We start from the raw sequence: 20315 nt of genomic DNA on the forward strand, positions 1-20315 counted from the left end.
GAAAATTCTCCCAAAGGTTTAACCCTGTTTTAAAAATTCTTCAATTTTTTTGGTGGCATGGTGATATGAAGCCTTTAAAGCACCTTCGGAAGGACCTAAGATATCAGAAATTTCTTTATACTTCAATTCCTGGAAGTACTTCATGTTAAAAACCTGTTGTTGTTTCTCCGGAAGAGTGGCAATGGCTTTTTGTAACTTTAACTGAATTTCATCGCCTTCAAAAAAGACATCGTTTTCAAGATTGTCAATGATTTTTTGCTGAAGATCTTCAGAACTTATTTGTTGCTTTTTGGCCCTGTTGTTTAAAAAAGTAATGGACTCATTAGTGGCAATGCGGTACATCCAGGAGAACAACTGGCTGTCTCCTTTAAATTTATCAATGTTCCTGAAGATCTTTATAAAGGTGTTTTGCAAAACATCATCGGCATCTTCGTGATTCTTCACAATATTGCGGCACTGCCAGTACAGGCGTTCCTGGTAGAGTTGCAGTAACTCCCGAAACGCCGCATTTCTGGATTCTGGATCCTGAAGTTGGGAAACTAATTTTTCTTCGGAAGAACTCAAAAGGCACCACAATTTTAAGCCGGTAAAGATAGCAGGAAATCCTTAATTACCACAAAAGGCTGAAGTTATAAGGAAAGACAGAAATATCGATGAAATACACAAAATATAGGATAAAATACACAAAATATTTTTTTATAGCAATTTTTGTAGTATCTTCACATCGTGAAAAAGTGATCTTTTTTGCCCCCAATTTAAGAACCGTTATACCACAATTCCCCCAAGTGGTGCGGAGATTTTAAAAAATGGATGACCTACTCATCCATTTTTTTTGTTTTAAAATGTATCCTACAAATAAAAAAGGGTTCCAAAAATGCCATTTTTGGAACCCTTTTTTAATATTCTTAAAAGCTTTTACTCGAATGACTGCATCTCTACCAGTTTGTGATAAACAGCTTTTTTGGTCAACAGTTCTTCATGTTTTCCCTGCTCTACAATCTGGCCTTTTTGCATCACCACAATGTGATCGGCATTTTGGATGGTTGAAAGCCTGTGGGCAATAACAATAGAAGTCCTGTTCTTCATCATGTTTTCAAGGGCTTTTTGAACCAGTCTTTCGCTTTCGGTATCAAGGGCCGAGGTGGCTTCGTCCAGGATCATGATTGGCGGATTTTTCAATACCGCACGTGCAATAGAAAGCCGTTGTTTTTGACCACCGCTCAATTTATTACCACTGTCCCCAATATTAGTTTGAAGGCCCTGGGGCAGGTCTTTAACAAATTCCCAGGCGTTGGCAATTTTTAAGGCATCAATGATCTCTTCGTCGGTCGCATTGTCTTTTCCAAGCCCTACGTTATTACGAATGGTATCATTAAAGAGGATAGAATCCTGAGTAACCAGTCCCATTAAATTCCGTAGCGATTTTTTTGTCATTTCCCGAATGTCAATACCGTCGATCTTAATAGATCCTTCGTTTACGTCATAAAAGCGGGTGACCAGGTTGGCAATGGTAGATTTTCCACTTCCCGATTGTCCTACCAGAGCAACAGTAGATCCCTTAGGCACAGCAATGTTGAAATTCTTTAGTACATTTTCTTCTTCATACCTAAAGGAAACATTATCAATTTTTATTACCTCTTCAAAATGGCTTTTTTCGATGGCATTTTTGGCATCTTTGATATTTGTTTCAGTATCCAGAACCTGGAATATCCTTTCCGCAGCGGCGTCTCCCTTTTTCACGCTGTAACTTGCCTTGCTAATTTGTTTTGCCGGGGTAAGAATGTTGTAGGCCAGCCCCATAAAGGCTATAAAGGTGGCGCCATCAAGGGTGCCCTCAACCAGTACCATATTTCCTCCAAACCAGAGTATAATAACAATTACAAAGATCCCCAGGAACTCACTGGTAGGAGAGGCGAGGTTTTGGCGGTTTAGCAAGCTGTCAAGTATCCTTTTAAGCCTGTTGGTAGAATCGTGAAATTTATCCCTGAATTTTTCTTCAGCATTAAACCCTTTTACAATTTTGAGGCTAGACAGGGTTTCTTCTACCAGGGAAAGAAAATAGCCATTCTCCTCTTGTGCCTGGTTGGATTTGCTTTTAAGTTTTTTACCAATTGCAGAAATTACAAATCCCGATATAGGTAGAAAAACAAACACAAAAACCGTGAGGGTAGGGCTCATGATAAGCATGGCCGTGATGGTAAAGATAATTGTGAGGGGTTCACGAACAACCAATTCTAAGATTGATAGAAAGGAGGTTTGTACCTCATTCACATCGGCAGTAATTCGGGAAATGGTGTCACCTTTTCGTTTTTCAGAAAAATAGGAAACCGGTAGCACCAGGATCTTGTCATAAATAGCGTTTCGAACATCGCGCAGCACCCCATTCCGAAGAAAAGTGATGAAGAATGCAGCCAGGTATCCAAAAAGGTTCTTTAAGAAGAAAAGGATTACAACAATTCCGCAGACAAATAATAGGGCAGTGACTTCATCTTCATTAACACGACGGGTTACTTCATAGTTGAATAAATCAACCACATAATCTTTTATACTTCCCAGCCCGGCCCAGCGCGGTTCTACTGCCACTCTTTTAGTCTTGTCAAACAGGATCTGGATAACAGGGATGAGCGCCAGGAAAGACATGGTGCTAAAGAGCGCATAGAAAATGTTGCAAATAATGTTGAGGATCGCGAACCTCTTATAGGGGATCGCGAACCTCATAATTCTCTTAAAGTAATTCATGTAGGGTGGCTTAAGCCAGTTTTAAATCTGATTTTACAGCAGCAATTTTTTCTGAAAGGTTTTGTTCAACTTTTTTATAATCGCTTACGCTATCCAACTGAGTATTCACGCTTATATAAAACTTAATTTTAGGCTCGGTTCCACTGGGACGGGCAGCTACTTTAGTTCCATTTTCAGTGTAATATATCAACACGTTAGACTTCGGAACATCAAGGGTCTCCATCCTGGTGTCTGTAAGGTCATAATGAAAAGCTTTTGAGCTTTCATAATCTTCAACCAACACAACTTTCTCGCCATTGATCTCAGACAGCGGATTGTCGCGAAGACTCACCATCATGTTCTTGATTTGCTCGGCGCCGTCTATACCTTTTTTGACAAGGGAGATCAATTCTTCTTTATAAAAACCAAACTCTGTGTAAAGTTCGAGTAGTTTTTCATAAAAAGAAATTCCGTCGGCTTTCATTTGAGCGGCTATTTCGCAGGCCAGAAGGGTAGAGGTAGCGGCATCTTTGTCGCGTACAAAATCTCCCACCATAAACCCAAAGCTCTCTTCGCCACCTCCTATATAGTTGAGGCCGGGGTTATCTTTGATCATTTTTGCAATCCATTTAAAGCCGGTGAGTCCTTCCTTGTACTGCACGCCATAACTTTCGGTAACCACTCTCATCATAGGCGTAGACACAATGGTTGAACCTACAAATTCACGGCCTTTATTTTTGTCCTGCTTTTTCCATTGCTCCAGCAGGAACCAGGTCATGACTAACATGGTCTGGTTTCCGTTTAAGAGTTCCATTTCACCATCAAGGTTTCTTACGGCAACTCCAAGGCGGTCTCCATCGGGATCGGTACCTATAACAATATCGGCATCAATTTCTTTAGCTTTTTCTAAAGCCATTTTTAGGGCTGCAGGTTCTTCGGGATTTGGAGATGCAACAGTGGGGAAAGTCCCGTCTGGCTCGGCCTGTTCCTGCACAATGTGAACATTTTTGTAACCTGCAGCTTCCAAAACTTTTGGATTTAGCTTTATGGCGGTACCGTGAAGAGAAGTAAAGACGATATTGAGGTTGTCTTTGGCTTCCTGTGAGGTGTCAAAACTGCCATTTTTGACAGATGCTTCCACGAAAGCCTTGTCAATTTTAGTATCTATAAGTTCAATAAGATCTTTATTGGCTTCAAATTTTATTTCGGAATACTGGAGGCTGGCAATCTCTTCCACGATCTCTTTGTCTTGTGGTGGCACCAGTTGGCCACCGTCCTGCCAGTATACTTTATATCCGTTATATTCGGGGGGATTGTGTGATGCGGTAAGAACAATTCCGCAGTGGCAATCGAGATATTTTACAGAAAAAGAAAGTTCGGGCGTAGGGCGTAATTCCGAAAAAAGAAAAACCTTAATTCCGTTTGCCGAAAAGACATTGGCTACCACCTGTGCCAGTTCCCGGCTGTTTTGGCGGCAATCGTATGCAATTACCACTTTAATATCTTCTTCGGGAAATTGTGCTTTAAGGTAATTTGAAAGTCCCTGGGTGTTTTTACCGAGGGTGTATTTATTGATCCTGTTGGTGCCAACACCCATAATACCACGCATTCCTCCTGTTCCAAACTCAAGGTCTTTATAAAAGCTTTCCTTCAGTTCGTCGGGATCTTTTTCAAGGAGTTCTTTAATTCGAATTTGGGTTTCGTTATCAAATTCAGGATTTAACCATGATTCTGCTCGTGTTTTTATATCGTAATAGCTCATGCTAAAAGTTTTTTTTCAGTAACAAAAATAAGGATTTATGTGGTAAAGCCCGTTAAATCTCTCCTGTAGTTTCGCTAATGCGGTAGCGTTCTTTATCTCTACTGCTTCTTAAGATCAATTCGCCCAAAAAGCCTGCAATGAAGAGCAATGTACCCAGGATCATGGTGGTAAGGGAGATATAAAACCACGGATTATCGGTCACCAGGATACTGGGCAAGCCCTGGTAAAGTTTGTATAATTTGGAGGCGCCAATTACCACAGCAGAAAGGAAGCCGAAGAAAAACATGAGCACGCCCAGGGCGCCAAAAAGGTGCATGGGCCTGCGGGCAAAACTTGACAGGAACCAAATGGTGATGAGATCAAGAAAGCCGTTAATAAAACGCTCGGCTCCAAATTTTGTTTTTCCGTATTTTCTTGCCTGGTGCTGTACTACTTTTTCGTCTATACGCGAGTAGCCGGCGTTCTTTGCCAGTACCGGAATGTAACGGTGCATCTCGCCGTAAACATCAATATTCTTTACTACAGCTTTGCGGTAGGCTTTTAGTCCGCAGTTAAAATCGTGCAGTTTAAGGCCAGAGGTTTTTCGGGCTGCTGCATTGAACAATTTTGACGGGAGGTTTTTAGTAAGCACGGCATCGTAACGCTTCTTTTTCCAGCCCGAGATAAGATCAAAATTCTCTTTAGTGATAAGATGATATAGTTCAGGGATTTCTTCAGGATTGTCCTGGAGGTCGGCATCCATGGTGATCACCACATCTCCTTCGGCTCTTTCAAATCCCACATGGAGCGCCTGAGACTTTCCGTAGTTGCGATTAAACCTTATTCCTTTAACTCCGGCATCTTCCGCAGCAATTTTTCTAATGACTTTCCAGGAATTATCTGTACTACCGTCATCGATAAAAATGATCTCGTAAGAAAAAGAATTGGACCGCATCACCGATGCGATCCAATTATATAATTCATTTAAAGATTCTTCTTCATTAAGAAGAGGGATGACAATAGATAATTGCATTAAGCTGTGTTTATATTTCGTAAGGCCTGTTCTCCTTCATGATGAGTCCGGCGATTAACCCTATAATTAATCCTCCCAGCATATACAGTACAAGGCCGCTGGCAAAGATAATCCATGGAGATTGAAAAGCAGCACCCATTTCTAAGGCATTATCAACTTGAGCTTCGCCCATGTCAGGATATTGTTCTACAATTTGCTCTCTTTGCATTTCCATCATCTGTGACATGTAGTCGGGCTCAATTACTGTAGAAAGAACAATAGACCAAATACCGCCAATAATGGCGGCAATAAGTCCTATACCTACTGCAACTTTAATAGCTTCACCCAGGCTAAGGAAGCCGCCATTTTCAGTTTTAAATGCTCTAATTCCATACACCATAAATGCTATAAGAAGTGCCAGGGTAATAACGGTGAAAGACCAGTGGGGAGCGAGGTGGTTGTTGGTGACGTACATAATAACGCCTACAACTACCAGGGCAACCCCTAGAAGAAGACCGTAATTAAGAACAAATTTACCCGCTTTTGCTTGTTGTGTTTCCATTATTGTTAGATTTGTTGGTTAATTACGGTTAGTAAGCAAAGATAACAAAACGTTACACTCGTACACTTGGTTTCTTTAAGGCTGAAAATTAGAGAAGAAATACTTGTTGATTTAGAAAAATTAATTAAATTTGCAGCTCGAAAAAATTACAAGATTTTAAAGAATAAAGAGATGAAGCAGGGAATCCATCCGGAAAATTATAGATTGGTAGCTTTTAAAGACATGTCAAATGACGAAGTTTTTATCACCAAATCTACCGCGAACACAAAAGAAACTATTGAAGTTGATGGTGAGAATTATCCTTTGGTGAAGTTGGAGATCTCCAGAACTTCTCACCCTTTCTACACCGGGAAAGCCAAATTGTTGGATACTGCCGGTCGTATTGACAAGTTCAAGAACAAATACGCGAAATTCAAAAAGTAATTTTAGCGTCATTATAATTTACAAGCCTCCTTACAGGGAGGCTTTTTTTGTTATACTTTTTTAAAATTTCATATGTTTTTTTAAAAAACTGTACTTTTGGCTCAAAAAGAAAACAAATGAACTATATTCTCTTTGACGGTTCTGCCCGTTCCCATTTGCTGCCATTTACTTTTACCCGCCCCGTAGCCGAAATAAGAGTGGGCATCTTGACCATTCGGGGAAAATGGGAGAGATATTTAAATACCACTACTTCTACAATCACCGAAGATTATCTTTCAGAAAAGTGGCCAATGGTAGAAATGGAAGAGAACGTTATGATAAACGCTTCCTTTATACCCACGCCCGAGCTTGTGGAGCAGGTAAAGAACCTGCAACCGGGCGAAGGGATTTTTCACGAAGAAGATATTGTGGCATTTCATGCCTACGAAGAGCAGGAAGTAGATTTTAACGACTGCAAACATATTGAGCTTGAAGGAAAGCCTGTTGTTGTGGAGCATACATGGGATATTTTCAGGCTGAATGGGGAAGCTATTACTGCCGATTTTGAACTGCTGGTTCAGGATCGTAGCAGCCAGAAGTTATCTTCTACAAACCAGGTAATAGCGCCCGAAAATGTCTTTTTAGAGGAGGGGGCAAAGGTAGAATGTGCAATTTTAAATGCTTCTGAAGGCCCTATCTATATTGGAGCTGATGCCCAGATTATGGAAGGCAGTATTGTGCGGGGGCCATTTGCGTTAGGAGATCACGCTGTGCTGAAGATGGGTGCAAAGATCTACGGGTCAACTACAGTGGGGCCACATTCTAAAGTTGGGGGAGAAGTGAATAATTCTGTTATTTTTGGATACTCAAATAAAGGTCATGACGGCTACCTGGGCAATTCGGTGCTGGGTGAGTGGTGCAACCTTGGGGCAGACACCAATACTTCTAACCTAAAGAACAATTATGCCGAAGTGCGCCTGTGGGACTATGCCACCGGTAGATTTGCCCATACAGGACTTCAGTTTTGCGGACTCATGATGGGAGATCACAGTAAGTGCAGTATCAATACCATGTTCAACACAGGCACCGTGGTGGGTGTAAGTGCCAATATCTTTGGTGCCGGTTTTCCGCGGAATTTTGTACCCAGCTTTAGTTGGGGTGGAAGCGGGGGCACAACTACTTACCAAACCTCAAAAGCCTTTGAAGTAGCCGAAAAAGTAATGGAAAGAAAAGAGGTGGAATTCTCAGAAGAGGATAAGGCTATTTTAGAACAGGTCTTTGAAGACACGAAACAATACAGGCGGGATTAATTTTTAATGATCAGTATTTAGTGTTCATAATCAGTACTTGTAATTGTATATTCCTGTTAATTGATCATTGATTCAGGGAATTGTTCATTGAATTAAAGTTGGTATCTTTGCAGCCTCTAAAATGTCATTTTTAGAGGCTTTTATATTTAACTGAAATTCTGAAGGTTGTACTTCAGAATGATGAATGAGAAGAAATGGAAGATCCCAAAAAAGTTGCTTTTTACACCCTGGGTTGCAAGCTTAATTTTTCTGAAACCTCTACCATTGCCCGATCTTTTAAAGATGAAGGTTTTGCACGGGTAGATTTTAGTGAAGCGGCCGATATTTATGTGATTAATACCTGTTCGGTAACCGATAATGCCGATAAAAGATTCAAAACCATTGTGAAGCAGGCGCAAAAAGCGAATGAAAACGCTTTTGTGATTGCTGTGGGGTGTTATGCCCAGTTAAAGCCCGAAGAACTTGCGGCTGTAGATGGAGTAGACCTGGTGCTTGGTGCTACCGAAAAATTTAAGATTACCAATTACCTTAATGACCTCACCAAAAATGACATGGGAGAGGTGCATTCCTGTGAAATAGAGGAAGCAGATTTCTATGTGGGTTCTTATTCTTTTGGAGATCGTACAAGGGCATTTTTGAAGGTGCAGGATGGCTGCGACTACAAATGTACTTACTGTACAATTCCCCTGGCACGCGGTATTTCCCGAAGTGACTCTTTAGAGAACGTGCTGGAAAATGCAAAGAAGATAAGTGAGAAAGGGATTAAAGAGATTGTACTCACCGGCGTTAACATTGGAGACTACGGAAAAGGGGAATTCGGGAACAAGAAGCACGAACATACTTTTCTTGATCTGGTAAAAGGTCTGGATACTGTAGAAGGAATAGAAAGACTTAGAATTTCTTCAATAGAACCCAATCTACTGAAGAACGAAACTATAGATTTTGTTGCGCAGAGCAAGACATTTGTGCCTCATTTTCATATTCCGCTTCAAAGCGGGAGTAATGAAGTGCTTAAGGCAATGCGCCGCAGGTACATGAAAGAGCTTTATGTAGACCGGGTAACAAAGATCAAAGAAGTAATGCCCAATGCCTGTATTGGGGTTGATGTGATCGTTGGATTTCCCGGAGAAACCGATGAATATTTTATTGATACCTATAATTTCCTGAATGAGCTGGATATTTCTTATCTCCACGTGTTTACTTATTCAGAAAGAGAAAATACTCCGGCGGCCGAAATGGATGCAGTGGTGCCTTTAAAGGTGCGCAAAAAGAGGAGTAAAATGCTGCGCGGACTTTCAGCTAAAAAAAGACGCGCCTTTTATGAGACACAATTAGGTAAGACAAAAACCGTCCTTTTTGAGGGAGAGAATAAAGAGGGGTATATCCATGGCTTTACCGAGAATTATGTAAAGGTAAAAACTCCCTGGGATCCTGCACTGGTAAATACGCTTCACCAGGTAGAGCTGCAGGAAATAGGAGAAGATGGAATTGTTCGTTTCTCTTATGTCGAAGAAAAGGCAGTAGTTTAAATATTAATGCCCACGGGCAGCATACCTTTGTACTTTCTGCGGTTTTTACGCATAAATCGCGCAATGGTGGGGCTGGTGGGCATTACCCTTATTTCCCGTTCCTTTATGAGGTCAAGAACTTTTTCTATAAAAGGTTCTAAATATCCTTTTTCTTTGAGCTCTTCGCTCATTTCGAGTTTGGTCAAAAAAATCTTGCGATCCTGGTTCGCATATTCAATTTTGGCTAAATCTCCTTCGACCTGAAGTTCAAATTGACGAAGAAATTCATTGTCATTAACAGATAGCTGAGGGTCCATATGTATGTTTTTAGTTAGAGTATCAAAATATCAGCCACTTTTAAAAGTTATAGAGCTTATACTGGCTGAGAGGGCCGAAGCCTTTGAGGGAAATTTTATAATTAAATGTTGATCTGAAGCGCGTAATTTCCCTTAAATTTGAACGTAAAGTTAACGATTTTTGAGCACATTACGGCTGTAGAACCTGCTAAAGTATGGTGAAAGACTCACTTATCCATGTTTATTGTATGCCTGGCCTGGCAGCCAACCCTACAATTTTTGAAATGATCACCTTGCCTGAAGACAGGTTTGAGGTTCACTGGCTTGACTGGGTGCTCCCAAAGCCCAAAGAAAGTTTAAAGGAATACAGCAAACGCCTGTGCAAAAAAGTTAAACACGAAAACCCGGTGCTCATAGGAGTGTCTTTTGGCGGGATTATTGTTCAGGAAATGGCGCAGCTTATAGAGGCTCGAAGGGTAATTATCATTTCTAGCGTAAAAAGCGAAAAAGAGCTGCCCAGGCGAATGAGGTTTGCACGTTGTACCGGGGCCTTTAGAATTTTGCCTACTTCTCTGGTGCGCTATGTAGATGCCCTGGAAAAAATTGCAGTAGGAGATTTTACCAAAAAAAGGGCAAAGCTTTACAAGAAATACCTTTCTGTCACCGATACGCGATATCTCGATTGGGCGATAAAGCAAATGGTGTGCTGGGAGAGGGAGGAGCCTTATCCCAATGTAGTTCATATACATGGAGATAAAGATGAGATCTTTCCGTACAGGTACATACAGGGTTGTATAACCGTGCAGGGAGGCACACATGTGATGATTATTAACAGGTTCAGGTGGTTTAATGATCATCTTGAAGAAATCATCGATACAGGGAAACTGGAAAAAAATAAAGAAAAAGAAATACTTACTTGAGATGAAACTGAAGAATATATTAATTGGAGGAAGCTTGCTGGTGGTTTGTGGCTTGGGTATCAATGCTGTCCAGGAGGCGCCCAGTGATGAAAACCAGGAGAAGAAGATTGCAAACGGCTACAATGTATATGCTTTGCCCATGCCCGAGGATCTCGAATTTGCCGGCGAAGAGGTGCCTGTTGAAATTCCCGATGTTCATGAAAGAATGGATCGGGAACTCCTGGTAAATACCTACTGGCAATCTAACACGCTTTTGTTGCTTAAGAGGGCAAATAAATATTTTCCCGTAATAGAGCCAATTCTTGCTGAACACGGGGTGCCGGACGATTTTAAGTATTTAGCCGTGATTGAGAGCAGCCTTACCAATGCAGTTTCTCCGGCAGGAGCAAGGGGTTTTTGGCAAATCATGGAAAGCACAGGGAAAGAGTACGGTCTTGAGATCAATGACAATGTTGATGAGCGTTACAATATTGAGAAATCTACCCATGTTGCTGCCGAATACTTTAAAAAGTCAAAAGAGCGATTTGGAAACTGGACGCTTGCGGCGGCTGCCTATAATGCAGGAAATTATGGTGTAGACCGGCAAAGGGAACGGCAGGATGTGCAGAATTACTACGACCTGCTGCTTGGGGAGGAGACCGGGAGATATATTTTCAGGATCCTGGCATTAAAAGAGATTATGGAAAATCCGGCGCAGTATGGTTTCAACTTCAGGCAAAAAGATCTTTACCCGCATATACCTTCTTATAAGGTAAAAGTAGATACGGCAGTGAGTGACTTCGCCCGCTTTGCTCAAAATTTTGGAATCAATTATAAGATCCTCAAAATTCACAATCCGTGGTTAAGGGAGGCGCACCTCAATAACAGGTCCCGTAAAGAATATCTTATTGACCTTCCGGAAGAAGGTTATTATTCGCCCGCTCCTTAAACAGTATGAAACTGGAATTGTCTGGAGTAAGGCAAATTCAAAAAAAACAATTCATTCAGGCTGTTTGTACTAAGGGGAAACGTTCTTTTCCGCAGTAAGATAGCGGCTGCTGTTATTTACTAACAAAAGGGAAATAGCGCTCGATAGTGAATCATAATTGAGGGCGAAAGATTTTTCGAATTCTATTCCATATGGATGTGAAGGTTTCCTCCTAATATCCAGGATTTTTTTATTACTGTTGAGTAGGAAAGAAGTTGGCAGGCCAAGCGAATGCTTCATCATTTTCACCACGTAAGGGCTATTGTTTTGTAGTTCATCCACATAAAGGATGCGGATGTTGCTGTGGTATTTTTTTGCCAGTTTCTTAGTGGTCTCATAGTTATCCCAGAAAAGGATAACAAAATCTACCTGCTCCCCGTATTTTTCAGCTAATTTATTCAGTGCCGGCACTTCTCCTTCAGTGGGAATGATCCAGGAGGCATAGGTGGTAAGATAGACGGGTTTTTTAAACTCGTTGAGATAAACCTTCTTCTTTTTCAGGTTTGTTACTTTAAAATTATCGAGCACCGCTCCTTTAAGTCCGTAATTTACAAGAGAGTCGAACAGCTCGTCTGCACGTGCTATATTTTTATCGCGGTAAGCTTTATCGGCGTGTTTGTTGTACTTGGGAAGGTGAATGGCAAGAGCTTCAGAAAAACTTATCTCGTCCTCCTGTGCATGTGACAGGAAGAAAAAAGATAAAGTAAAAAGAAGTAGTAAAGCTCGCTGCATGTGCCGGAAATCCAAATTCTGCACTAAGTTACAGAAAGCAGCGTCCCGGCTCAAATAAACTCGTTTAACTGCGGGTAAAATAGTTGAAATACAGCAAGTAAAGAAAAGGGAAAACATCTCTAAAACGAGGTGCCAAAAAAGGCAGTTTTAGATCTTTTTCATCTGCTGCTTCATCATCTTGATTTGCTCGTCAAGCATGTTGTGTTTGTCCAGTTTTTTGGCTTCCTGGAGTAACATTTGCGCCTCTCTTTTTCTTCTCTTGGTCATAGCAATTCCAGCAAGGTTCAGCTTTGCCATGGCCAGGTCCTGCTTCATGGATAGCCCAAGTTTTATGGCGCGTTTAAAGAATTTTTCGGCCTGGGTAATATTGGTCTGCGAAACCATTAAACCGTGTAGGTACCAGTAATATCCCTGTTGTTTTGTGGTGAGTGCTTTCTCGGGATCTTTAATTTTATCCAGCCACTTTTTGGCTCCTGCAAAGTCCTGCTTCCGAAGCCTCAAAAAGGCCATAATTATCATTTCATTTTTGTAGTAAAGAAAAACAAAGATACCTGCCAGAAGTAAAAGGAAAAGGCCATTCCCTATATTGCCTTCAAAAAATTGCCAGATTGCGACAATAACAAGAATGGCTGTAAGAATTAGTTTATAGATTTTGTTGAACATTTGCAGTAAATTTTGAAAACCGCAAAGGTAAGAAAAACAATTGGTAATTATTTTAATTTAGGGTTTGCCTAAGTAAAAACTCTTTGTATATTTGCCCGCAGTTTTAAGAGGAGGTCTTAGAGCTATTTTACAAAGCGATTTCAAAGAAGATTAAAGATAATTATCATGAAAAGAACGTTTCAACCATCTAAGAGGAAAAGAAAAAATAAGCACGGTTTCAGAGAGCGTATGGCAAGTGTTAACGGAAGAAAGGTGCTTGCTCGTAGAAGAGCAAAAGGTAGAAAGAAATTATCTGTTTCCTCTGAGCAAAGGCATAAACACTAGATGATAATTCCTCAAAATAATAAAGGTGTTACTTTTTAAGTAACGCCTTTTTTTATACCCTGTAGGTTCCTATTTTTACAAACTCCATACAAAGACTTTCTTATGCCAAAGAACGAAAACCTCAAGAAAATACTAATTATAGGTTCTGGACCTATTGTAATTGGCCAGGCCTGTGAATTTGATTATGCCGGCGCACAGGCACTCAAATCATTACGGGAAGAAGGGATTAAAACAGTCCTTATCAATTCCAACCCTGCCACCATCATGACAGATCCTTCAATGGCAGATCATGTTTATCTAAGACCTCTTACCACAAAATCTATCATTGATATCCTTAAAGATCATCCCGATATTGATGCAGTGCTGCCTACTATGGGAGGACAAACAGCATTGAATTTATGTATAGAGGCTGAAGAAAAAGGAATCTGGAACGATTTCAATGTAAAGTTAATAGGTGTAGATATTGATGCAATCAATATTACTGAAGACAGGGAAAAATTCAAGCAATTAATGGTGCGCCTGGGCGTAGGTGTGGCTCCTGCACAAACCGTAACTTCTTTCTTAAAAGGAAAGGAAGTGGCACAGGAATTTGGTTTTCCACTGGTTATACGCGCTTCGTTTACCCTTGGTGGTAGCGGTGCCTCTTTTGTGCATAAAGAAGAAGATTTTGATGAACTGCTAACTGCAGGTCTCGAAGCTTCTCCTATTCATGAAGTGCTTATTGATAAAGCCCTTTTAGGCTGGAAAGAATACGAGCTGGAACTGTTGCGTGATAAGAACGACAACGTGGTGATTATTTGTTCTATCGAGAACATGGATCCTATGGGAATCCATACGGGAGACTCTATTACGGTTGCCCCGGCTATGACCCTTAGTGATTCCTGCTTTCAAAGAATGAGAGACCTCGCCATCAAAATGATGCGGAATATTGGAGATTTCGCCGGAGGTTGTAACGTGCAGTTTGCAGTAAGCCCCGATGAAAAAGAAGAGATCATGGCCATTGAGATCAACCCAAGAACTTCAAGGTCTTCGGCTCTTGCTTCAAAAGCTACAGGATATCCAATCGCTAAAATTGCAGCTAAACTTGCAATAGGTTATACACTTGATGAACTTCAGAATCAAATTACAAAATCAACTTCGGCACTTTTTGAGCCAACGCTAGATTATGTGATCGTAAAAATTCCGCGTTGGAACTTTGATAAATTTGAAGGTAGTGACCGCACCCTTGGTCTCCAAATGAAATCTGTTGGGGAAGTGATGGGAATAGGAAGATCCTTTCAGGAAGCACTTCATAAGGCCACTCAGTCCCTCGAAATTAAAAGGAATGGATTGGGTGCCGATGGTAAAGGTTACTCCAACTACGATGTTATTCTTGAGAAACTGAAGTTTGCCAGCTGGGATCGGGTTTTTGTGATCTATGATGCTATTCAGCTTGGCATCCCGCTAACCAGGATCCACGAGATCACAAAAATTGATATGTGGTTCCTCAAGCAATATGAGGAGCTGTACACCCTCGAAGTAGAAATTTCAAAATACACTATAGATTCTCTTCCTAAAGACTTTCTTCTTGAAGCAAAACAAAAAGGTTTTGCCGACAGGCAGATCGCTTATATGGTAGACTGTCTCGAAAGCGAGGTTTACAGGAAAAGGGAGGAAATGGGCATTAACCGGGTTTATAAACTCGTTGATACCTGTGCAGCCGAATTTAAAGCAGAAACTCCTTATTATTACTCCACTTTTGAAGCTGAAATCGAGACTAAAGAAGGAGTGAAATATGTGGAGAACGACAGTAAGGTTTCCGATAAAAAGAAAATCGTTGTGCTGGGCTCAGGTCCAAACAGGATTGGGCAGGGAATAGAATTCGATTACTGCTGTGTACACGGGGTGCTTGCAGCAAAAGAATGCGGCTATGAAACCATCATGATCAACTGTAACCCTGAAACCGTTTCGACCGACTTTGATGTGGCCGATAAACTTTATTTTGAACCTGTTTTCTGGGAACATATCTACGACATCATCCAGCATGAAAAGCCCGAAGGTGTCATTGTACAGCTGGGAGGCCAAACAGCTCTAAAACTTGCTGAAAAACTGGATCGCTACGGAATCAAAATAATTGGTACCAGCTTCCAGTCTCTTGATTTAGCTGAAGACAGAGGTTCTTTTTCTAAGCTGCTTCAGGAAAATGATATTCCTTATCCTGAATTTGGGGTAGCCGAAACTGCTGAAGAAGCTCTTGCCCTTGCCGATGAACTCGATTTTCCAATTCTTGTTCGGCCTTCGTACGTACTTGGAGGTCAGGGAATGAAGATCGTGATCAATAAAAAGGAACTTGAAGCTACTGTGGTAGACCTGCTAAGAAAGATCCCAAATAACAAGTTGCTTCTCGATCATTATCTAGACGGGGCCATTGAGGCTGAAGCCGATGCGATTTGTGATGGCGAAACTGTACAAATTATCGGGATCATGGAACATATTGAACCCTGCGGAATTCATTCGGGAGATTCAAATGCCCTGCTTCCTCCTTTCAACCTGGGAGATCTTGTGCTTCAGCAAATAAAAGACCACACCAAAAAAATTGCGCTGGCTTTAAATACTGTGGGTCTTATCAACATTCAGTTTGCGATTAAAGATGACAAAGTATACATCATAGAAGCAAACCCAAGAGCCTCCCGTACCGTGCCTTTTATAGCTAAAGCTTATGGACAGCCTTACGTGAATTACGCTACCAAAGTGATGCTGGGAGAAAATAAGGTGACCGACTTTAAATTTGAACCAAAACTGGAAGGATACGCTATTAAACAACCTGTATTCTCTTTTAATAAGTTCCCTCATGTTAATAAACAGCTGGGGCCAGAAATGAAGAGTACCGGCGAGAGCATCCTCTTTATTGACAGTCTGCGAGACGATACTTTTTACGAATTGTACTCCAGAAGAAAAATGTACTTGACAAAATAAGTCTCAAAAATGCTATTTTTGAATGCCATCTTTTTAAGATGGCATTCTTATTTACAGAGGTCTCAAAAATGTGAGTTTATGAAAGAATTTATTTTAATATGCGGCGGAGTTTTTGGTACGCTGGCAGTGATCTTTGGGGCTTTTGGAGCCCACGGTCTAAAGAAATACCTGGATAATGACCAGCTCAAAAGTTTTGAGACCGGCGTCAAATATCAAATGTTCCACGCTTTGCTGCTCATCCTGGTTGGAGTGATCTTTCCTTTTCAGGGGTTATCTCAAGACCTCATGGGCTGGTTTCTTGTTGTAGGTGTCATATTATTTTCCTTCAGTATCTACGGTCTAGTGTTGTCTTCGGCAAAGGGGCGAAAAATGGCATTTTTGGGACCTGTTACTCCGTTAGGCGGACTGCTGCTTGTAATGGGGTGGATCCTGTTTACCATCAATGTTGCGGGTGTTGTGGACTCGTTTTAATCCATAAACCGTTAAAACGGTTTGATGAACAATTGGGTCTATAGCCACGGGTTTAAACCCGTGGCTATATTGGATCTCCGGGAGAGTATAATGGTTTTAACCATTTAAAACTGGTGTCAATTGGAGAGATTATAAATTGTTCAATCCGTAAAGCTTCAGAAAATCCTCATATTCCTGTTTAAATGACTTTTTCTGATGGTGAGCTTTTTGGTTTTGGATATAGGAAAATGTCTTTTCTAAAACAGATTCGGAAACAGAATAAGCAGCATATCCCGTTTGCCATGCAAATTTTTGAGATATTAGATTTGTCTGATTAACATAATGAGAACTACTTCCTTTGATTTGCTTGATCACTTCTGAAATTGATCTCTGTGGATTGAGTAAAAACAGGCAATGAATGTGATCTGGCATGCCGTTTATAATTCGTACTGGGCAACCTGCTTCACGCAATTGCTGATTGATGTGCTGATGAATTTTATCCTCAACTGAAAGCTCAATTAAAGGACGCCGGTCTTTGGTTGACCAAATGGCATGAACCCATATTTTATTATACGAATGCCCCATTTAAAAGAATGAAAATGAAACCATTAAAACGGTTTTTATTTTTATGTGCTATTATAGCCACGGGTTTAAACCCGTGGCTATAATGAAATTAATAAAAAAATAATGGCTTTAGCCATTTAAATCTTCATACCAATTAAATAGAAAAAGAATTTGGCACCATTATATTTTATTTTACCGGAAGATCTTCTCTCTCTTGTCGCTTGCGATACCCTTCAGCAAAAACGGCAATTACCAATAGTTGCAGGATGTGGTAAAGCATGATGGGCAGTAGGTACAAAGCGTTTGAGGCAGAGCTTCCAAAGATCACCTTAACCATTACCGAGCCGTGTACTAAAGATTTTTTGGTACCACAAAATTTCGCGGTAATCTCGTCTTCCGTAGAAAAATTTAACCAGCGGGAAGTTGCTCCCAGTCCAAAATAAACTGCGAAAAATAATACGCTCACCATTGCCAACAGCTTAAGAAGATCGTAAAGGCCTACACTGCTGAATAATTCTGAAGAAAATGCTGTACTAAAACTCGAGTATACAATAAGAACGATGATCGACTTGTCAAAAAGGCCGATCTTTTTAGAATTTTTCCGGGCGAGATCCCCCAAAAACTTCTGAAGGAATAGACCAATTACCAACGGCAAAATAATCTGGAGTACCAGTTTTTGTACTACTGTCGCAAATTCAAATTGAGAAGATGATGCCATAAAAAAGCTGAGCCAGAGCGGAGTGGCGATAATTCCCAGAAGTCCCGAAAGGCTGGCGTTAAAGATTGCTGTGGGAATGTTCCCGCGGGCCAGAGAAACCATGACAATTGAAGAACTTACCGTAGAGGGCAGCGCTCCCAGAAAGAATAGGGCCAGCCAAAGCGATGAACCCGTACCGCCTTCAAAAAATGGTGCAAACGCAAGGGCCAGCAAAGGGAAAAAGACGAAGGTGGTAAGCTGCACCAGGATATGTACCTTGTAATTGTACAGCCCGGCTTTGAACTCGGCAGGAGACAATTTTAATCCGTAGAAAAAGAAAATGAATCCTATTCCCACATCAGTAATGAGCTTGAGGGGCAGCACTTCGGGGCCTTGCGGGAAAAACCAGGAAATGAGGATAGCAAAAAGCAGCGCCGCAATAAATCCGTTAAACTTCACTACGCCTCAATTTTCACGTTATAAGTTTCCACGATGTGAAGATGCTCTTCAGAAACAAAATCAGTTTCGGTAAATTCTTTGAGGCGCACCCTCTTATTGTCGTACCGCTTAATACTTTTCGCAAACCTTCTGATGTCATCCCTGGATTTTAAAACGAGTCCCGGTACTTTGACCGATTGTCCTTTCTCATCTTTTGCAACCATGGTGAAGTAAGATGAGTTGCAGTGTTTTACTGCACCTGTCTGGATATTTTCGGCTTCCACACGAATCCCGATCTGCATGGAGCTGCTGCCCACAAAATTAACCGAAGCTTTCATGGTTACCAGTTCCCCGATTTCTATAGGTTTAAGAAAATCTACGGTGTCTACGCTGGCTGTAACGCAATAGGCCCCCGAATGTTTCGAAGCACAGGCAAAAGCAATTTGATCGAGCAGGGACAATACGTAACCTCCATGTATTTTTCCGTTGAAATTGGAATGTGAGGGCAACATAAGTTCTGAAATGGTTACTTGAGATTCGGCAACAGTTTTAAAATCTTTGGTCATTCTAAAGGTTTTGGTAAAGTAGGTTTATAAAATCTCCTGGAAAAGATCCGGAGAAATTTTCATAATTTTAGTTCAACTGGTTCTGATTTTCTTCTCCGTTTGCCCGGGAAAGCCATTTTTGAGACAATTTTTGTTTGGGGGAAATCCCCAGGGTTTCCAGTTGATCTATGTCTTTAATGAGGTTTTGCTGGCCTGTAAGTTTTTTCATGGCATCATCATAGGCCGCGTTGGTAGATTTTAGCCTTTTTCCCACAGTTTCCAGTTCGTCGAGCAGCAACTTGAATTTGTGGTACAAAGATGCTGCATGATTGGCGATTTCAAGGGCATTTTGCTGTTGTTTTTCGTTGCTCCATAAAGTGTCGATAGTTCGCAGTACAGAGAGCAGGGTGGTGGGGCTTACCAGTAAAATATTCTTTTGAAAAGCCGTGTAAAAGAAAGAACTGTCCAGGTTTTGCGCCAGGTACAGGGCAGGTTCTACAGGGATGAACATCAGCACAAAATCTGGCGATTCCATTTTGTAGAGATCCTCGTATTTTTTCGAGCTAAGATCCTGAATATGGCTGTTAAGAGATCGCAAGTGGTCTTTGAGATGACGCGCCCTTTTTTCCTGGTCTTCTTCGTTTACGTATTTTTCATAAGCTACAAGCGAAACTTTTGAGTCAATGACCATGCGCTTGTCTCCGGGTAAATGTAGAACCACATCTGGCAGTAGTTTCTTGCCTTCTTCGGTCTCGTGGGATTTCTGCAGAAAATATTCCCGGTCCCTTACCAGCCCCGACTTCTCAAGTACGCGCTCCAGGATAAGTTCGCCCCAGTTGCCCTGGGTTTTATTTTCTCCTTTTAGGGCCCTGGTAAGGTTATTGGCTTCTTCGCTGATCTTCACGTTCTGCTCGTGCAGGTATTCAAGCTGCTTGCCCAGCTGTGCGTGCCGCTCAATAAAATCATTAGAATTTTTCTCCACCTTTTCCTCAAAAAGTTTGATCTTTTCCTGAAGCGGGGAGAGGATCTGGTTGATGTTTTCTTTGTTGATGCTGGTGAATTTCTCCGATTTTTGTTCGAGGATCTTGTTAGCAAGGTTCTCAAATTCTTTGCTGAATTTTTCCTGAAGTTTTTCCAGTTCCCCTTTTTGCTCTTCCAGTTTTTCCTGAAGGTTTTTTAATTCTGAAGTTCTTTCGGTCAATTGGGTGCTTAAAATGTCTTTTTTGCCCCTTATTTCTTCACGTTCCCGGCAGGCTTCAATTAATTGATTGTTGACGCCTTCTTTTTCCTCCCGCGCCTGCTCCTTGAGCTGAAGTAGCTGCTCCTGACTTTGAACCTTATACTCCTGATACTGGTTATTAAGTTGTTCATTTCGCTCTTTAAGCACATTTTGAACACTTTTGCCCTTAAAATTGGCCAGCAAATAACCCAAAAGCCCTCCAAAAATAAGGATAATAAGAGAGGTTGCCAGTATAATAGGATCTGTCATGAGCTGCAGGTTTGCTCAAAGA

The 20315-nt window shown here is 41.1% G+C and carries 20 protein-coding genes; 8 read left to right on the forward strand and 12 right to left on the reverse strand.

Annotation, left to right across the window (positions count from 1 at the left end):
- Positions 1–18: 18 nt before the first annotated feature.
- The 5 genes from V5739_RS11870 to V5739_RS11890 all read right to left on the reverse strand — a co-directional run bounded on the left by V5739_RS11870 (position 19) and on the right by V5739_RS11890 (position 6033).
- Positions 19–564, reverse strand: coding sequence for an RNA polymerase sigma factor (locus tag V5739_RS11870; RefSeq protein ID WP_423818324.1), 546 nt, complete (start codon positions 562–564; stop codon positions 19–21).
- A 351-nt stretch (positions 565–915) separates the two neighbouring features.
- A complete protein-coding gene (locus V5739_RS11875) occupies positions 916–2739 on the reverse strand; it encodes an ABC transporter ATP-binding protein (RefSeq protein WP_423818325.1) in 1824 nt (607 codons plus the stop codon).
- Positions 2740–2749: 10 nt separating this feature from the next.
- Positions 2750–4480 carry a phospho-sugar mutase gene (locus tag V5739_RS11880; RefSeq protein ID WP_423818326.1) on the reverse strand — a complete coding sequence of 577 codons (1731 nt, stop codon included), beginning with the start codon at positions 4478–4480 and terminating at the stop codon, positions 2750–2752.
- 52 nt (positions 4481–4532) lie between these two features.
- Positions 4533–5492: a glycosyltransferase family 2 protein gene (locus tag V5739_RS11885; RefSeq protein WP_423818327.1), complete on the reverse strand. Its 960-nt coding sequence runs from the start codon at positions 5490–5492 to the stop codon at positions 4533–4535.
- A 10-nt stretch (positions 5493–5502) separates the two neighbouring features.
- Positions 5503–6033 (reverse strand): DUF4199 domain-containing protein, encoded by a 531-nt coding sequence (locus V5739_RS11890; protein WP_423818328.1) that lies wholly within the window; start codon positions 6031–6033, stop codon positions 5503–5505.
- Between the two features lie 171 nt (positions 6034–6204).
- Here V5739_RS11890 and V5739_RS11895 point away from each other — a divergent pair, with 171 nt between their 5' ends.
- The 3 genes from V5739_RS11895 (at position 6205) to mtaB (ending at position 9274) form a co-directional block, all read left to right on the forward strand.
- A complete protein-coding gene (locus V5739_RS11895; RefSeq protein WP_265162857.1) occupies positions 6205–6456 on the forward strand; it encodes a type B 50S ribosomal protein L31 in 252 nt (83 codons plus the stop codon).
- Positions 6457–6572: 116 nt separating this feature from the next.
- Positions 6573–7745 carry a GlmU family protein gene (locus tag V5739_RS11900; protein ID WP_423818329.1) on the forward strand — a complete coding sequence of 391 codons (1173 nt, stop codon included), beginning with the start codon at positions 6573–6575 and terminating at the stop codon, positions 7743–7745.
- Between the two features lie 194 nt (positions 7746–7939).
- On the forward strand, positions 7940–9274 hold the full coding sequence (mtaB, locus tag V5739_RS11905; RefSeq protein ID WP_423818330.1) for a tRNA (N(6)-L-threonylcarbamoyladenosine(37)-C(2))-methylthiotransferase MtaB: 1335 nt from the start codon (positions 7940–7942) through the stop codon (positions 9272–9274).
- Here mtaB and V5739_RS11910 read toward each other — a convergent pair.
- Positions 9271–9570, reverse strand: coding sequence for an N-acetyltransferase (locus V5739_RS11910; protein ID WP_266067751.1), 300 nt, complete (start codon positions 9568–9570; stop codon positions 9271–9273). The two genes, mtaB and V5739_RS11910, sit on opposite strands and share 4 nt — an antisense overlap.
- Before the next feature lie 194 nt (positions 9571–9764).
- Between V5739_RS11910 and V5739_RS11915 the strand changes: the two genes are divergently transcribed.
- The gene (locus tag V5739_RS11915; protein WP_423818331.1) at positions 9765–10469 is read left to right on the forward strand and encodes an alpha/beta fold hydrolase; all 705 of its coding nucleotides are present in this window, start codon (positions 9765–9767) and stop codon (positions 10467–10469) included.
- A 1-nt stretch (position 10470) separates the two neighbouring features.
- Positions 10471–11397, forward strand: a complete 927-nt coding sequence (locus tag V5739_RS11920; RefSeq protein ID WP_423818332.1) for a lytic transglycosylase domain-containing protein — start codon at positions 10471–10473, stop codon at positions 11395–11397.
- Between the two features lie 69 nt (positions 11398–11466).
- On the opposite strand, the gene V5739_RS11925 is transcribed toward V5739_RS11920, so the two are convergent.
- Both V5739_RS11925 and V5739_RS11930 read right to left on the reverse strand, forming a co-directional pair.
- The gene (locus tag V5739_RS11925) at positions 11467–12168 is read right to left on the reverse strand and encodes a TlpA family protein disulfide reductase (protein ID WP_423818333.1); all 702 of its coding nucleotides are present in this window, start codon (positions 12166–12168) and stop codon (positions 11467–11469) included.
- Between the two features lie 147 nt (positions 12169–12315).
- On the reverse strand, positions 12316–12831 hold the full coding sequence (locus V5739_RS11930; protein WP_423818334.1) for a DUF2892 domain-containing protein: 516 nt from the start codon (positions 12829–12831) through the stop codon (positions 12316–12318).
- 165 nt (positions 12832–12996) lie between these two features.
- Here V5739_RS11930 and rpmH point away from each other — a divergent pair, with 165 nt between their 5' ends.
- From rpmH to V5739_RS11945, 3 genes are all read left to right on the forward strand, one after another.
- On the forward strand, positions 12997–13155 hold the full coding sequence (gene rpmH, locus V5739_RS11935) for a 50S ribosomal protein L34 (RefSeq protein WP_083961569.1): 159 nt from the start codon (positions 12997–12999) through the stop codon (positions 13153–13155).
- A gap of 102 nt (positions 13156–13257) precedes the next feature.
- The gene (gene carB, locus V5739_RS11940) at positions 13258–16110 is read left to right on the forward strand and encodes a carbamoyl-phosphate synthase large subunit (RefSeq protein ID WP_423818335.1); all 2853 of its coding nucleotides are present in this window, start codon (positions 13258–13260) and stop codon (positions 16108–16110) included.
- Positions 16111–16188: 78 nt separating this feature from the next.
- A complete protein-coding gene (locus tag V5739_RS11945; RefSeq protein ID WP_423818336.1) occupies positions 16189–16581 on the forward strand; it encodes a DUF423 domain-containing protein in 393 nt (130 codons plus the stop codon).
- 129 nt (positions 16582–16710) lie between these two features.
- Here V5739_RS11945 and tnpA read toward each other — a convergent pair whose 3' ends face one another.
- The 4 genes from tnpA to rmuC all read right to left on the reverse strand — a co-directional run bounded on the left by tnpA (position 16711) and on the right by rmuC (position 20293).
- Positions 16711–17145 carry an IS200/IS605 family transposase gene (gene tnpA, locus V5739_RS11950; RefSeq protein WP_423818337.1) on the reverse strand — a complete coding sequence of 145 codons (435 nt, stop codon included), beginning with the start codon at positions 17143–17145 and terminating at the stop codon, positions 16711–16713.
- Between the two features lie 166 nt (positions 17146–17311).
- Positions 17312–18280 carry a bile acid:sodium symporter family protein gene (locus tag V5739_RS11955; protein WP_423818338.1) on the reverse strand — a complete coding sequence of 323 codons (969 nt, stop codon included), beginning with the start codon at positions 18278–18280 and terminating at the stop codon, positions 17312–17314.
- Positions 18280–18825 carry an acyl-CoA thioesterase gene (locus V5739_RS11960; RefSeq protein ID WP_266067742.1) on the reverse strand — a complete coding sequence of 182 codons (546 nt, stop codon included), beginning with the start codon at positions 18823–18825 and terminating at the stop codon, positions 18280–18282. The genes V5739_RS11955 and V5739_RS11960 overlap by 1 nt, the downstream gene beginning before the upstream one ends.
- Before the next feature lie 67 nt (positions 18826–18892).
- Positions 18893–20293 carry a DNA recombination protein RmuC gene (rmuC, locus tag V5739_RS11965; protein ID WP_423818339.1) on the reverse strand — a complete coding sequence of 467 codons (1401 nt, stop codon included), beginning with the start codon at positions 20291–20293 and terminating at the stop codon, positions 18893–18895.
- Between the last annotated feature and the right edge of the window lie 22 nt (positions 20294–20315).

The sequence above is a fragment of the Salinimicrobium sp. TIG7-5_MAKvit genome (genome assembly GCF_049569215.1).
Classification (GTDB): Bacteria; Bacteroidota; Bacteroidia; order Flavobacteriales; family Flavobacteriaceae; genus Salinimicrobium; species Salinimicrobium profundisediminis.